This window comes from Halomarinibacterium sedimenti (genome assembly GCF_019312585.1).
In the GTDB taxonomy this organism is placed as follows: Bacteria; Bacteroidota; Bacteroidia; order Flavobacteriales; family Flavobacteriaceae; genus Halomarinibacterium; species Halomarinibacterium sedimenti.
The window spans coordinates 518,275-532,932 of sequence record NZ_JAHWDP010000001.1 but is presented as its reverse complement, the minus strand read 5'-3'; the positions used below and the strand labels follow the sequence as shown (position 1 = coordinate 532,932).

Genomic DNA, 14,658 nt, shown 5'->3' with positions numbered 1-14,658 from the left:
TTGATGAAACTAATATAAACCTTGTAAGTTTTGGCAGAATTTTTGACTACTTTTTGTATTATAAAAAATAAATAAAATGGCTTTAGAAATAACAGACGCAACATTTGAACAAACCGTATTAAAAAGTGATAAACCCGTTATGGTAGACTTTTGGGCTGCTTGGTGTGGTCCTTGCCGTATGGTAGGTCCAATCATTGATGAAATTAGTGCCGAATATGATGGCAAAGCAGTTGTTGGAAAGGTTGATGTAGATGCTAACCAAGAATTTGCGGCCAAATATGGCGTGAGAAACATTCCAACAGTTTTGGTTTTTGACAAAGGTGAATTAGTAGGTCGCCAAGTAGGTGTAGCTCCTAAAACTGCATACACTGAAGCTTTAGATTCATTGTTGTAATCAAACTCAAAAAATAGAATGATAAGGCTCCAAATTGTGAGCCTTTTTTTATTTTAGTGTAATTGAAAATTAATACCTTCACTTCCAATTAAAAATCTATGGAAAAAATAAATAAAGTTCAAGATCAAATAGATAATCAATTACTAAAAGATCGAAAAATATTCCTTTGGGGAATGGTCGATGATGATACCGCTAAACACGTGGTGGATAGATTATTGTATTTAGATGCTATAAGCAATGACGAAATAAAATTGTACATCAATAGCCCTGGAGGGTATGTAACTTCTGGATTTTCGATGTATGATACTATAAAGGCAGTGAAAAGTCCAGTGTCTACCATTTGTACAGGATTGGCTGCTTCTATGGGAAGTATTTTACTCTCGGCAGGTGAAAAGGGGAGACGTTTTATCCAGCCGCATGCGAGAGTCATGATACATCAACCCAGTGGCGGAGCAAGAGGACCAGCCAGTGATATTGAAATTTCGGCCCAAGAAATAATTAAAACAAAGGAGCTAAGTGCACAAATCTTAGCCGATAATTGCGGCCAGAAATTCGAAAAAATCATGAAAGACTTTAACCGTGATCATTGGATGGGAGCCGAAGAAAGTTTAGAGTACGGCATTGTTGACGGAATTATCAAAGACTAATTTTGAATATTGAAAAGGAAATAAATGAAATTACTGGGTTTAAGAACCTAGAATTGCTCGCATCCCAAGTGGTGGAAGGGTTTATTTCTGGATTGCATAAAAGTCCGTTTCACGGATTCTCTGCAGAATTTGCCGAACACAAAATTTACAATAATGGGGAAAGTACGAAGCATATCGATTGGAAACTCTTTGCCAAAACCGATAAACTTTACACAAAACGCTACGAAGAAGAAACCAACCTGCGTTGTCATTTAATTATCGACAATAGTAGCTCCATGCATTACCCAAAATTGAAGGAATATAACATACAATCCTTGAATAAGATTGGGTTTTCGGTATTAGCATCTGCGGCCATTATGAATTTAATGAAACGTCAGCGAGATGCGGTGGGATTAAGTGTGTATAGTGACGATTATGAATATTATGCTTCTGAAAAGGGTAGTGAACGTCATCATCAAATGCTTTTAGCGCAATTAAATACGGCTTTTATAAAATCGAAAAAAGAGGTAACCACAGACACCTACGGCCATCTTCATTTAATTGCTGAAAAACTGAAAAGACGCTCCTTAGTGTTTTTGTTTTCAGATATGTTTCAGAGTGATACTGAAGAAGAAAAATTGTTTGAAGCCCTTCAGCATTTAAAATACAACAAACACGAAGTGGTGTTGTTTCATACCTACGATAAAAGTAAAGAGGTCTCATTTCAGTTTAATAATCGTCCCAAGCGATTTGTAGACGTTGAAACAGGGGAATATGTGAATTTGTATGCCGATAATATTCGGGAGTCTTACGAAGAGGCTGTGAGCACGTATTTTTCTGAATTAAAATTAAAGTGTGGTCAATATCGTATTAAGTATGTAGATGCTAATATTAAGGAAGGTTTTAATAAAATTTTGACGACCTATCTCCTCGAAAAACAGAAGTTTGGATAGGGATTTTATTTTTTATCTTTTTTGTTTGTGAAAATGAAAATGCGGTGTATATTTGCCACCGCTAAATAAGCAACAATTTCTGTAATTTTCACTGTTGTGAAACTCTATTAAAGTAGATTGGAAAATTGGTCTGGTAGTTCAGTTGGTTAGAATACCTGCCTGTCACGCAGGGGGTCGCGAGTTCGAGTCTCGTCCAGACCGCAACAAGATGTTGTGTTGAGTCACTTAAATGTGGCTAAGTGGTTTAGAAATAGACCAATGAAGAGCTTATCCGTTTGGATGGGCTTTTTTTGTTTTAGGGAGTGCTCATATTATTTCAACATAACCACTGAAAAGCCCTTCCAAGGTGTTACAATTTATTTGTATCTTAGGGTAGATTTAAGTGTTTAAAAATGAATAACATTATTTCTTTTGCTTTACTTCTTTGGATTACTTGTGTTTATTCCCAAGAGCCCGCGATTGAGTGGCAGAAATGTTTAGGTGGTACTGATCGAGATCGAGGGAATTCAATTATTCGGACAATAGATGGTGGGTATATAACAATTGGAAATTCCGAATCTAATGATGGGGATGTGTCAGGAAATCATAGCATATTTCAAGATGCTTGGATTGTTAAGCAATTTTCTAACGGAGATATTGAATGGCAAAAATGTTTGGGTGGCACCAGTATTGAATTGGGTCAGGGAATAATTCAATCTACTGATGGTGGCTATGTTGCATCTATACTTTCGAATTCCAATGATGGAGATGTAACAGGAAATCATGGTGGGTCCGATTTTTGGATTGTTAAACTATCTTCTGCAGGGATTATTGAGTGGCAAAAGTCTTTAGGTGGTTCATTGGATGATTCGCCTAGATCTATAAGGCAAACTATGGATGGTGGATATATTGTAGTTGGGCATACAGATTCCAATGATGGAGATGTGTCTGGAAATCATGGTGTCACTGATGGATGGGTTGTAAAGTTATCTTCGTCAGGGAATATTGAATGGCAAAAATGTTTGGGTGGAAGCTTAACAGAGGTTTTAAGCTCTGTAGAACAAACAGATGATGGAGGATATATAATTTCTGGCGGGACTTTTTCGAATGATGGAGACGTTTCTGGACAGCATGGACTTGTAGATTTTTGGGTTGTAAAACTATCTTCTCTGGGTGCCATAGATTGGCAGAAATGTTTGGGGGGGAGCAATTATGAAATTGCATTTTCGATGGATAAATCGACAGATGGGGGTTATATAGTATCAGGTGGAACCCTATCCAATGATGGAGATGTTACTGGAAATCATGGTGCTGTAGATGCTTGGGTTGTAAAGTTATCTTCCTCAGGGAATATTGAATGGCAAAGAGCGTTTGGTGGTTCTAGTGATGAATATGCCTACTCAATTGTGCAGACTATAGACAATGGCTATATATTTGCTGGTTTGACAGCTTCAAATGATGGGGATGTCTGGGGTTATCAAGGTGGTCAATCAGATGTCTGGGTCGTAAAAATCTCATCTTTGGGAGAACTTCAATGGCAAAAATGTTTAGGAGGCACAATTGATGAAACAGCTTACTCATTAAAACAAATTGATGAAGGGGAATATGTTCTGGCAGGAGATACCTTTTCAAATGATGGCGATGTAAATGGAAATCATGGTGATTCAGATTTTTGGATTGTAAAATTATCAGGAGAATATATTCCTTTAAATAATGATTGTGCAAATGCAATTTCAATTGATTGCGGAGACATTATAATAGGGAGCACCACTAATGCTTCAAATTCGGGCGGAGAAAACTCTCCAGATGTATTCTATGAATTTACCGGTACTGGAATTAATGAAAATATTACTATTTCGCTTTGTGGTGGAAATACCAATTATGATTCTTATTTAAGAGTATTTTCAGATTGTACACTATCAACAGAAATAAATTCTAACAATGATTTTTGTGGTGATCAATCTGAGTTGATATTTGAGTCCGATGGGTTTTCGTCATATTTTATAATGGTCGAGGGTAATGGCAACTCTGCGGGAAATTTTAGTTTGGAAGTTTCCTGTGAAACAATTCTTGGGGAAGAAGACGAGATTTTAAATAAATTAATTTTCTATCCTAACCCAGCAAAAGGAATAATTCGTATTGAAGCTGATTCCTCTGTTGAAATAGAATTTATAAAAATTTATTCCTTACTTGGGGAATTAGTTATAAACCAAAGTGTGGAAAATCACCAAATAGATGTTTCCAAGCTCATTAATGGAGTTTATTTTTTAAAAGTCAAAACTTCAAAGGGAGAACTAACTACTAAATTTATAAAAATTTAGATTCTTTTCTGACCAAACTACAATGTTGTGTCGAGTCACTTAAATGTGGCTAGTGGTTTAGATTCCACATCAAGTGCGTAATGACAAGCCAATGAAGAGCTTATCCGTTGGGATGGGCTTTTTATGTTTTTGGAATATTGCCTTTACTACTGCTAAATTGAAAACAAAACAGGGTCTTTTTTATTTCTGAAAGTTATGGTAAGTTTGTAAATCAACTATTGTACTTGCCTAACCAGCTTCAAATTATGAGTAAATATATTTGGATACTTTTGTTCCTATGCATAGGGCAGAGTGGGGTGTCTCAAAATGATACATTGCCCAAAAAGTTAACGTTTACTGGGGATTTTCGTTTCCGCGTTGAACCAGATTGGGATTCGCGCAAGCCTGATGGAACCTTTAGAGATAGCCGTACTCGCCTTCGTTATCGGCTTCGATTTGGGGCAAACTATGACTTTAATGATTGGCTGCAAATGGGAGTTCGATTGAGAACAGGTTTGCCAGGTAAACAACAAGATCCACAACTCACTTTGGGAGATGGCTTTAATGAGGGTGGGACCCTTCCCATTGGTCTTGAAAAAGCCTTTGCGCAATTTAAGTTTGATTGGTTTCAAGGCTGGATAGGTAAAAATACCTTTCCTTTTGAAAAGCAGAATGAATTGTTTTGGAGTGACAATGTGTATCCCGATGGTATTGCTGCCCAAGGAAGCTGGTCTACGGGCTTGTCTTGGGTTGAGTCTATTGGAATAAATACAGGCCATTTTATCATTGCATCAAATAATGGACCCCTAGAAGATGATGCCTATTTTCAAGGAGTTCAATTGGTGAGCTCTCACGCTAATAAACGGATTACTCTTTTTCCAGGTTTCTATTATTTTAATTCACTACCAGACATCCCTGATGGTAACGGTACTTTTACCATCGATTATAATATTTTGCATCTTGGAGGCCGCTTCGAAATTTTTGAAAAACCTAAAATTGGTGTAGAGGTCGACTGGTATCAAAACCTTGAGGATTATAGTAAAAACAATTCCATAGCAACGCAATTGAGAGATCAACGGCAAGGATTAGTGGCTAGTGTGAGAATGGGAAAATTAAAGAAAAAAGGCGATTGGAAAGCGAGGATTACTTATATAAATTTGGAACGCTTTGCGGCAGTAGATTATCTTGCTCAAAATGATTGGGCTCGGTGGGATTATTCGTCTCAAGGGTCTCTTGATGGTAGATTGACAAATTACAAAGGGCTGGAGCTTATGCTGGGCTATATGGTAACCGATAATATCAAAGTGAATTCAAGGTTTTTTACGGTAGAACAATTGATACCCTATGGTCCTTTTACAGAGACGGGCCAGCGCATCCGATTTGACGTAGATATTGGGTTCTAAAAATAGTAGCATCCGCTGGAATTTTGTGAGCCTGTCCTATTGGATGGACTCTTTTTATTATTTTTAGTTCACTCGGTTGTATTCATACACAAATAACGTGTTGTATATCAACATATGAAATAAGGCTTCCAAAGTGGAAGCCTTATAAATGGTTATATGTTTATTGTTTTTTATTTAGAAAGTTCTGCGATGTAGGTATACAGATAATCTCCATGTACTCCAGTAAAATACTTGTTGTAACTTTTAAAGAATGCTTTTCTTGCTTCTTCGTCCGGCCATTGAGCCTTAATAGCATCTCCATTCCCAGCGGTCAAATCGTCAAGGTCGTCTAAAGATTCAATATAAAATGCTTCGACAAAATCGGTTCTGTCTGCTCCCCATCCGTGTACATTGGGATAATAAGCTTTAATCTTATCGTTTTTCATTACCGTGGTATTTATGAACTGCTTATGTAATTTCATAAATTCCTCATTGGAACCATCGCTTGGGAATGCCATTTTACTTATTCGAACATAAGTGACCATATCTTCTTTAGGTCTTTCGGTTAAGTATTTTCCGCCGTCAAGAGGGACATAGATTTCATCTGAATGAAAATTAGAATAAAACGATTGGCGATTGTTTAAAAAGGCTGTTCTTTTAGCCTCATCTGGCCAGGCTAATTTCTCCAATTCAGTATTTCTATTTTGCGCTTTTTCAATGTCTGCCCAGGAAGCGTAAGTCTGCACATACTTAGATTCAATGCTATTTTCTGTATATAAATGCATATAATAAGAAGCGGCAAGAATAAACTCGTTCTTTCGAGTGACTTTTTCTAAATATTCTTTTTCAATCGCCATCCAATCGTTAGAATCGGTTGATTCTCGATCTAAATTCCAATATAAAGTAGTAATAGAGATGTAGGATGGTTTTGTAGCATTTTCTTGAGCTACCAAGGGAGATAGCATTAAAAGAAAAATAAACAGTGTTGTGAACGTTGTTTTAATTTTGGTTTTCATAATTATAAAGTATTGGTTAGTAATAGCATCAAGTTATACCAACCATAAGTACATCACACTATGAAAAATAATAATGCCAAAATCAAGCTCTGTTGGGAGGGGAGTACTTGTAAAGATAAGAATTTAAATTATAAAATACTGAAAATAAGTAAATTATAATTTTATTTGGAACAATATTTCTTTTATTGAAAACTTTAACTGTTTGTAAGAGCTTTTCTTGTTTTACAGCGTTCCTGTTAAATGATATTCTAGGAATGAAAACACAGAAAGACGAGAAGAAAATTACAAATAAAAAAGCCTTGCATCAAGACTTGAACAATTTTTTAAGGACAAATTAAATTCACGGTATACCGTTAAAATTCTACAGATCGGCAAATTGTCCACGGTATTTCGAGAGAAATTTCTGACACTAAAAAATTCACATTTTAAATAACTTTCTATTATTCATCTGTTTATGTTGTAATGATGGTTATCAAATTCATATTGGCATACCCTTTGGCTTAACACTTTTGAAGTAAGTCGAAATATGGATAATAGAATTCAATTTGAAAAAGCAACTTTCTGGTATAGCGAGGGAATATTGTATTGTAAATTATTTAACCAAGATATAAATTACAACCTAACGGAAGAGAATACACTTAACTATATCAATGTAATGACTAGTTTGTGTAATGGAGTTTGTTCCCCCTTTTTAATTGATTTAAGGGATGTTAAAGGAACCTATACAATTGATGCAGCAAAGCTATTATCAAATTCAAAAGCTATAAAAGATTTACGGCTTTGTGAAGCTTTTCTTCTTAATTCAATGAGCTCAAAATTATTAGTGGATTCTTATAAAAGAATTTATGATCCCTTGACTCCTTTTAAGATTTTTTATGAAATGGATGGGGCTATTAAATATTGTAATGAAATGAATATAAAATATGGGGGCAATTAAAAATATTAGTGAAGTTACACACTTACAAAACGATTTAAATTTTAATAAGAATGCTATTGTTTCAATTACGGATCTAAGAGGCAGGCTTATTTATGCAAATGAAAAATACTGTAAAATTATTGGATACAATCAACACGAAATTATTGGGGAACCACATAAAATATTGGAATGTCCAAGACACAAAGAAGCCAAATATAGGGACCTATGGAAAACAATAAAAAAGGGCAAGATTTGGAAAGGCGTTTTAAAGAACAGGACGCATGATGGAAGAACTACTTGGTTAGAAGCTACCATTTCCCCTATTCTAAATAAAAGGGGTAACCTCAATAAATTTGTTGGTATTTACAATGAGATTTCCAAAAACTATAATAGGGAAATGGATGAAATTGAATCAGACTTAAAATATCATACCATATTTAAATTAATAAATGTGAGTATTATGATGGTGGTAGAAAGTCGGGGTTTTATTACCGAATGGAACAAGGGAGCCGAAAATGCTTTCGGGTATACTGATGAGGAAATATTAGGTAAAAATATTTCTCAATTAATTGCTCCAATAGATAGAGAAAGAAGCCTTGCTGAGTTAAAAAAAGTAGTAAATAATTTAAGCCCATCCTGTCTTAATGAAACTATTGAAATGACAGGAATTAAAAAGAATGGAGATGAATTTCCTTTAGAAATTGCATTAAATAAATGGGAGATAGGAAGTAGAACCTACTACAGTGCTATAATGATGGATATCACAAAACGAAAAGTACTTGAAAAAAAATTACGAAAAAAATCAAGAGATCTAGAGGCTTTTCTTTATCGGTCTGCGCATGAATTAATGGCTCCTATTTCGACGGCAGAGGGGATAGTTGACTTAATGAAATATGAAAAAGTAAATGATAATATTATAGAATTGACCTCTTTGTTAGATTCTACCTTAGAAAAAGGTAAAACCGTTCTAGAAAAGATGGCTAATTCTTCCATCATGATGGAAACTAGTAGAGCCCCAGAAATGATAAATTTTAGAAAAATTATAGACGGTGTAGTCCATTATTTGAGTAAACAGTATGAATTGGAAGGTATAAAATTTAAAGTCAAAATTTTAGCATCTTCTGGCTTTCACTCTTATAAAAATCTATTAAAACTATTATTTAAAAACTTAATTGAGAATGCGATAAAGTTTAAAAATCCAGCCCTGGATAACCATGAACCTATAATAAGTATTGAAATAGATTCCGTTGGAAGAGATATTCAAATAAAAATATCAGACAACGGTGTTGGAATTCCAAAAGAAAATTTAGATAAAATTTTTCAGCTCTTTTATTCTGAAAATTTGTGTGAAGCAAATGGTTATGGAAATGGCTTAGGCTTGTATATAGTAAATAATATCGTTGACGAATTAAATGGAAACATAAATGTTGAAAGTGAATTTAATAAAGGAACGTGTTTTACCATTTTCCTTTCCGATGCAAGAATATAAAAAGTTGGATCCAAATAACATAGTATTAATTGATGATAATTCGGTTGACCTAGTCATTCACGAAAAGGTCATCAAAAAATTTAAAGTCAGTTCTATTAGGAAGTTTTCAGATGCGCAAACTGCCTTAAGTTTTTTTAAGTTAAATAAGGCAAAATGGGAATCGAATAAAAAGGAACAACCAGACATTGTATTTATCGATATTAATATGCCAAATATGAATGGATTCGATTTATTAAAATCCTTACAGGATTATAATGTTTTTAAACAAGGAGAAATTAAAATTTTCTTGTTATCGTCATCAAATAATATAGCAGATGTTAATATGTCTAAACAATGTTCCCTTTGTTCTGGATATATAATTAAACCGCTAACCTATAGTAAAATGAATCTTATTTTAAACGTAGCCAACCCCAATAAATACATTATTAAAATTTAACAACTAATCTTATGAAAAAATTAAACTTAACCTTAACGATTTCTTTTTTAATTATTTTATTAGGACAACTTGTTGTCCATGCACAAGTTGGAATTAACACCACTACACCAGACCCCTCATCAATCTTAGATATAACATCTTTAAATAAGGGTATGTTACTACCACGATTGACAACCGCTCAAAGAACAGCTATTAGCTCCCCCGCAAATGGACTTATTGTATATGATACTGATTTTAATTCATTATTTTACTTTAATTCTAGTTCTTGGGTTAGTTTGTCTACATCTTCACAAGCGCGAAACAATCACAAGATTGTAAAATCTGCGGCAGATTTAGCGTCAGAACTCACTGCAGGAGGTGGTAGTAAATACCTTTTAAGTTCAAATACCTTATATGAAATAAATGGAACGGTCTCATTATCATTCCCAATTGAAATTAATAATTCATACATTCTGGGAAGAGATACGAACGAGGATATTTTAGTTCGTGCTGGAGGAACTATTTTTACTGGAACCACAGGAGGAAGTATAAAGGGAGTTACATTAACAGCTCCTGGGGGGACAGTTTTTTCCTTATCCGCTGCTCCAACTCAAAATCTAATTTTTAGGGATGCTATTATTGCCAATTCAGGATCGGTAGGTTCAATTAGTGGATTCGGCTTGGTTTTTAAAAGTGTTATACAATATGTGGGAAATACAACAGGTATAACATACAACAATATTGGCTCCTTACTATTGGCAGATTTAGGATGGTCAAGTAATAATAGTGGTACCTATGAGACGTACACAGGGACTTTCACCCTTATTCAAAAAGTAAGTGGTTTCATAACAGTTGATGGAACTGCAAAAGGGATAGATGTAAGTAGTAATCCAACAGTCACAAGTGGGGTGTTATTAAGTACCGCTTTTTCAGGAACAAGCACAGAATATGTTAAAAGGTATACTACTGGGTCATACACTGGGTATAATTTTACAAATTCTTGGACCGTAAATTGTCCTGGTATTCCACAAGAAGGAGATAGTCAAGCAACGGCCAACATTTATTATAATGGCGGTATAACCACAGGGTTTGTACAATCGGTATCAAATGGATCTGAGTTTAATTTAAGTGGTAATACAACCACCAATACCACAACTGCCGTAAACTTATTTAGAACATCGTCCCCTCAAAACAACAGAATTACCTATATGGGTAAGAAGACGAGAACATTTCAAATAAATGCAGCACTTTCAATTAGAGGGAACAGCGGCACAGGGGATTATTATGCTTTTTTCATAAAAAAGAATGGAACTACAACCCTAGTAGAGACAAACTCTTTAATGAGGGTAAATACCACTTCAGATATTTCCAGTCAAGCAATTTCTGGAACAGTAGAATTGGCTCCAAATGATTATGTCGAAATATGGGGGCAACGCTTAATAGGGTCTGGAACTACAAGCATTACAGTTTTTTCCTTGAACTTAAGTATAAAATAATTTGAATTTTTAGTTTAATTTTTTTTGGTTAGTTAGTTGATAGTACGTCCTATTTTAAATATGGAAATAGGGCGTACTTTTTTATCAAAAAGCTATTTAATAGCTCTTAAATGCACCCAATAATTGTCATTAACAAAAGGCTCAATTTTGGTAAACCCTGCTTGCTTTAACCATAGTATGTGATTATTAAGGTCATCGGGTTTATCAAACTCTTGGTAGTGTTCCATAAGCCATTCCCATTTTTCCAACGAGGAATAATTTTTGAAAACAAAATTTTTCCAATCTTGTAAAAGCTTAGTATGTTCTTGACTATTTCTGTCTATCATTAAATCGCATATTCCAAAAACTCCACTTGGCGTCAATGATGTATATATTTTTTTGAAAAATTCTTTCTTTTCTTCTGCCATACAATGATGTAAACTAAAGCCAGCTGCTACCATATCGTACTTGTTTTCAGCAAAATGAAAATCGTTAAAAAAAGTGGTATGATATTGTATAAGATATTCACTAAAACGACTTTTACAAAGTGCAATCATTTCGGTTGAAGCATCTAGCAATTCATAGGATGATTTAGGAAATTTCTGTAACAATTGTGCGGTAACATTTCCATTCCCACAGCCTAAATCCAAAATACGATTAGGGCTAAAAGTGGGGGGTAGATTTTCAGAATATGTTTGTAATAATTTTTGATAATAAGGCACACACTTGGTCATATCTTCTGTGTAATTCACAGAGAACGCATCAAATTCTTTATCTATAGTGGACCCAATTTTCAAGACATTGTGGTATTTATAACTCGAATTTAAGATATATTTAAAATATATTTTGCTGAAAAGTGTTAAATTAGGTAGGGTAACTTGTTATAAATCTGTTTTATGAATGATAAAAGTCATAAAATAAGAAATGAACAATTTTTACTTTTACTAAAATACTAACACCTATTGTTATGAAAAGAAGAAATTTTATTAAAAAGTCGGGGCAGGCTTTATTGGCAGTGTCTTCGATTTCTATTACGGGTGCACTAGTGTCTTCATGCCAAACAGATGATAATAACGACCCTTTTGACGACGGTTATTATGGCGACGGTTATTATGATGATGGATACTACGATGACGGCTACTACGATGACGGCTATTACGACGACGGTTACTACGATGACGGCTATTATGATGATGGTTATTACGACGATGGTTATTACGGAGACGCTGGGGTAATACGAGATACTTTACAAGATGGAACTTGGATTGTCGCAAGTTACATAGATAGTGGTGTGGATGAAACTTCAGACTATAATGGCTATGAAGTTGATTTTAATACTGGAAATCAAGTAACTGCAACCAACGGTACTAATACAAATAACGGTACTTGGATTGTCGATAGTAATGGGTTTGACATGGCACTTAATTTCACAGGAAGTCCTTTTGATGAGTTTAATGGAGACTGGGATATAATAAGTGTATTACCAAACAGAATAGAGCTTAGAGATATTAGTGGAGGTGGATCTGGCACCGATATTTTAGTACTAGAAAAATTATAATTTCTCGTAACTTATTTAACTCAATTGGGCATTTCTAGGTTTTATTTTAGAAATGTCCAATTTTACTTTATAATCTCATAGCGCTTGAAAACAATACTATTTCTTCACGATACAACATTGGCAACACCACGTGGTGCCGAATTGACCATACAGCAACTTATAAAGCTAGGTCAAGAAAAAAAGTATCACGTTATTCTTGATTACCTAAACAACTTCGAAAAAACAAAAACACTTTTAGACGAAACAGATGTTGTTGTGCTTAATAGCACTTCGCGTTGTGACTTTGAAATAGATTTAATTAAGCATTTACTTTCTTTAAACATCCCAATTGTAAAAGTAGAATACGATTACAATTTTTGCATTCGGAGAAATATACTTTGTACGGTGGACAGAAACGTAAAAAGCTGTTGTCATCCTGAAAAATTTCATCTTTTCCGAAACCTCTTTGCAAAAGCATCACTTAATGTGTTTCAGTCACCAAAACATTTTGAAGCTCACAAAGAGTTTTATGGTGAAGCGGTTTCAAAAAAACTAATTATGCCTCCCACGGTTGAGGTAAACAAATTGTCAATTTCTGAAGAAAAAGTAGAAGACACCATTCCATTTTTTGGAGATTTAAATTTTCTTAAAGGAGGTCATGAATATGTTACGTACGCCGAAGAACATCCTAATTTAAAATTTCCAGTCTACGGAAGAAATAGGTTGCGCCGTCAAATGCCACCTAATATTTCCTTTCACGAACCTATTGCCAATGAGGAGGTTTTAAGAATCCTTGGAAAGACAAAACAGCTCATTTGTAAACCGGTGTGGCCAGAACCTTCAGGAAGATTAGCAGCCGAAGCGTTTCTATCAGGATGTGAAATTTTAGGTAATGATAGAGTAGGAACTTTTTCTTTTGATTTTTACCCTTCAGACAAGGAAAAAGCAAAAAAGGAAATGCTTGAAGCGCCGGAAAAATTTTGGAATTCCATTGATTCAATTTTGAAGGATTCTTCTTCAAAAGAAGAAGCGAATACTTTAGGTAACGTATTGGTCTATAAAAGTTACGGAGGATTGGGCGATATTTTCTTTGCCATTCCTGCCATTTATAAAATTGCGAAGGTCTCTTCCAATCTCGACTTTGCTGTAGCTCCAAGACTTGTTGATTTTTTCAGTAAACACCTAACAGAAGTAAATGTGGTTAGTGAAGATGTTGCCCGTAAAACGGAAGCAAAATATGATAACATTTATGAATTGGGTAATTATCCAGCCTTTAGAGGGTATCATATCCCCCATGCGTTAAAATACCCCACTCATAAAAAAGTAAAGCAACACTCCATCCAACATTATATTGATACGGTGTCAAAACTCCATGTGAATATCGACAATCATTTAGAAGGGTATCCGTATTTTAAAAGAAATGAAAACCGTTCAAAACCTTATTTTGTGGTGCATCATGGCGCTGGGTTTTTATTAAAAATTTGGCCCACCGATAAATATGCTAAACTTATTGAAAAATTACACGAGGCCTATCCCAACTTAGATTGCAAAATTATTATGGGTCCAGAGGATCCAGATATTATGCAATATTTCAGCAAACCCATGCCGCATATAGAATTAGTTACTGGTGGAATGTTAGATGTTGGAGAAGCTATGGCAGGCGCATTATTTCATATTGGAAATGATGCAGGCATTACTCATGTAGCAGGCGCCTTTAATGTCCCTACAGTAGGTATTTATGGCCCCACTGGACCTGGTAGTTGGGGTAGTTTTTCAGAATGTAATGAGTTAATTTGGGGTAAGAAAGGGGTGTGTAATATTAAATGTAACTACGATGTTATTTTAAGCTGCGAACATAAAATTTGCTTAAACTCCGTAACTGTTTCAAGAGTAGAAGAAGCTCTTTATAAAGTATTGCAAAGGGCATATCCTAAAAATGACTTTAAATATACTATTAACCCTCTAGCAGAATTTGATTTTTCAGAAAAAGAGTGCCTCATTAAGTTGGGAGAGAATGAACTCTTATTGGAATATCATGAACCAAAAATGAAACAATCTATAGAACAGCTTTTAACCGAAGCAAAATTCAATAAAAAAGATAGCGAAATAAATATGGTGGTTGATGTCTTAAATCAACAGGAAGTTATTTTTAAAACACCCAAATTTACCCTTTAGT

General features: G+C 34.6%; 13 protein-coding genes and 1 tRNA gene. 12 read left to right on the top strand and 2 right to left on the bottom strand.

The genetic code is table 11. The annotated features are described in order from the left end of the window. Positions 1-76 precede the first annotated feature (76 nt). The 6 genes from trxA to KXJ69_RS02550 all read left to right on the top strand — a co-directional run bounded on the left by trxA (position 77) and on the right by KXJ69_RS02550 (position 5,655). Positions 77-394, top strand: coding sequence for a thioredoxin (gene trxA, locus KXJ69_RS02575; protein WP_219050961.1), 318 nt, complete (start codon positions 77-79; stop codon positions 392-394). A gap of 98 nt (positions 395-492) precedes the next feature. Next, entirely contained in the window at positions 493-1,041 is a 549-nt protein-coding gene (locus KXJ69_RS02570; protein WP_219050959.1) for a ClpP family protease, read from the top strand. Positions 1,042-1,043: 2 nt separating this feature from the next. Further along, positions 1,044-1,973 (top strand): DUF58 domain-containing protein, encoded by a 930-nt coding sequence (locus KXJ69_RS02565; RefSeq protein WP_219050957.1) that lies wholly within the window; start codon positions 1,044-1,046, stop codon positions 1,971-1,973. Between the two features lie 127 nt (positions 1,974-2,100). Continuing rightward, positions 2,101-2,174 (top strand) — tRNA-Asp (locus KXJ69_RS02560). A 191-nt stretch (positions 2,175-2,365) separates the two neighbouring features. Next, positions 2,366-4,273: a T9SS type A sorting domain-containing protein gene (locus tag KXJ69_RS02555; RefSeq protein WP_219050955.1), complete on the top strand. Its 1,908-nt coding sequence runs from the start codon at positions 2,366-2,368 to the stop codon at positions 4,271-4,273. 245 nt (positions 4,274-4,518) lie between these two features. After that, entirely contained in the window at positions 4,519-5,655 is a 1,137-nt protein-coding gene (locus KXJ69_RS02550; protein WP_219050953.1) for a putative porin, read from the top strand. 170 nt (positions 5,656-5,825) lie between these two features. Here the strand turns inward: KXJ69_RS02550 and KXJ69_RS02545 are convergent, their stop codons facing one another. Continuing rightward, on the bottom strand, positions 5,826-6,650 hold the full coding sequence (locus tag KXJ69_RS02545) for a hypothetical protein (protein WP_219050951.1): 825 nt from the start codon (positions 6,648-6,650) through the stop codon (positions 5,826-5,828). A 526-nt stretch (positions 6,651-7,176) separates the two neighbouring features. On the opposite strand from KXJ69_RS02545, the gene KXJ69_RS02540 reads away from it, so the two are divergent. From KXJ69_RS02540 to KXJ69_RS02525, 4 genes are read left to right on the top strand one after another with little or no spacing between them, the layout of a single operon-like run. Next, a complete protein-coding gene (locus tag KXJ69_RS02540; protein WP_219050949.1) occupies positions 7,177-7,587 on the top strand; it encodes a DUF7793 family protein in 411 nt (136 codons plus the stop codon). Next, complete coding sequence (locus KXJ69_RS02535) at positions 7,574-9,055, top strand: PAS domain-containing protein (protein WP_219050947.1); 1,482 nt, start codon at positions 7,574-7,576, stop codon at positions 9,053-9,055. Before KXJ69_RS02540 ends, KXJ69_RS02535 begins: the two co-directional genes overlap by 14 nt. Then, positions 9,042-9,491 (top strand): response regulator, encoded by a 450-nt coding sequence (locus tag KXJ69_RS02530; protein WP_219050945.1) that lies wholly within the window; start codon positions 9,042-9,044, stop codon positions 9,489-9,491. Before KXJ69_RS02535 ends, KXJ69_RS02530 begins: the two co-directional genes overlap by 14 nt. 11 nt (positions 9,492-9,502) lie before the next feature. Then, positions 9,503-10,966 (top strand): phage tail-like protein, encoded by a 1,464-nt coding sequence (locus KXJ69_RS02525; RefSeq protein WP_255571159.1) that lies wholly within the window; start codon positions 9,503-9,505, stop codon positions 10,964-10,966. A 92-nt stretch (positions 10,967-11,058) separates the two neighbouring features. Here the strand turns inward: KXJ69_RS02525 and KXJ69_RS02520 are convergent, their stop codons facing one another. Continuing rightward, entirely contained in the window at positions 11,059-11,742 is a 684-nt protein-coding gene (locus KXJ69_RS02520) for a class I SAM-dependent methyltransferase (RefSeq protein WP_255571158.1), read from the bottom strand. A 170-nt stretch (positions 11,743-11,912) separates the two neighbouring features. On the opposite strand from KXJ69_RS02520, the gene KXJ69_RS02515 reads away from it, so the two are divergent. Both KXJ69_RS02515 and KXJ69_RS02510 read left to right on the top strand, forming a co-directional pair. After that, entirely contained in the window at positions 11,913-12,503 is a 591-nt protein-coding gene (locus KXJ69_RS02515; protein WP_219050943.1) for a hypothetical protein, read from the top strand. Positions 12,504-12,587: 84 nt separating this feature from the next. Beyond that, positions 12,588-14,657 carry a glycosyltransferase family 9 protein gene (locus KXJ69_RS02510; protein WP_219050942.1) on the top strand — a complete coding sequence of 690 codons (2,070 nt, stop codon included), beginning with the start codon at positions 12,588-12,590 and terminating at the stop codon, positions 14,655-14,657. Position 14,658 lies beyond the last annotated feature (1 nt).

Coding starts and splice junctions, on each gene's coding strand:
- trxA (WP_219050961.1), top strand. CDS start 77: ATGGCTTTAGAAATAACAGACGCAACATTTGAACAAACCGTATTAAAA.
- KXJ69_RS02570 (WP_219050959.1), top strand. CDS start 493: ATGGAAAAAATAAATAAAGTTCAAGATCAAATAGATAATCAATTACTA.
- KXJ69_RS02555 (WP_219050955.1), top strand. CDS start 2,366: ATGAATAACATTATTTCTTTTGCTTTACTTCTTTGGATTACTTGTGTT.
- KXJ69_RS02550 (WP_219050953.1), top strand. CDS start 4,519: ATGAGTAAATATATTTGGATACTTTTGTTCCTATGCATAGGGCAGAGT.
- KXJ69_RS02545 (WP_219050951.1), bottom strand. CDS start 6,650: ATGAAAACCAAAATTAAAACAACGTTCACAACACTGTTTATTTTTCTT.
- KXJ69_RS02540 (WP_219050949.1), top strand. CDS start 7,177: ATGGATAATAGAATTCAATTTGAAAAAGCAACTTTCTGGTATAGCGAG.
- KXJ69_RS02535 (WP_219050947.1), top strand. CDS start 7,574: ATGGGGGCAATTAAAAATATTAGTGAAGTTACACACTTACAAAACGAT.
- KXJ69_RS02530 (WP_219050945.1), top strand. CDS start 9,042: ATGCAAGAATATAAAAAGTTGGATCCAAATAACATAGTATTAATTGAT.
- KXJ69_RS02525 (WP_255571159.1), top strand. CDS start 9,503: ATGAAAAAATTAAACTTAACCTTAACGATTTCTTTTTTAATTATTTTA.
- KXJ69_RS02515 (WP_219050943.1), top strand. CDS start 11,913: ATGAAAAGAAGAAATTTTATTAAAAAGTCGGGGCAGGCTTTATTGGCA.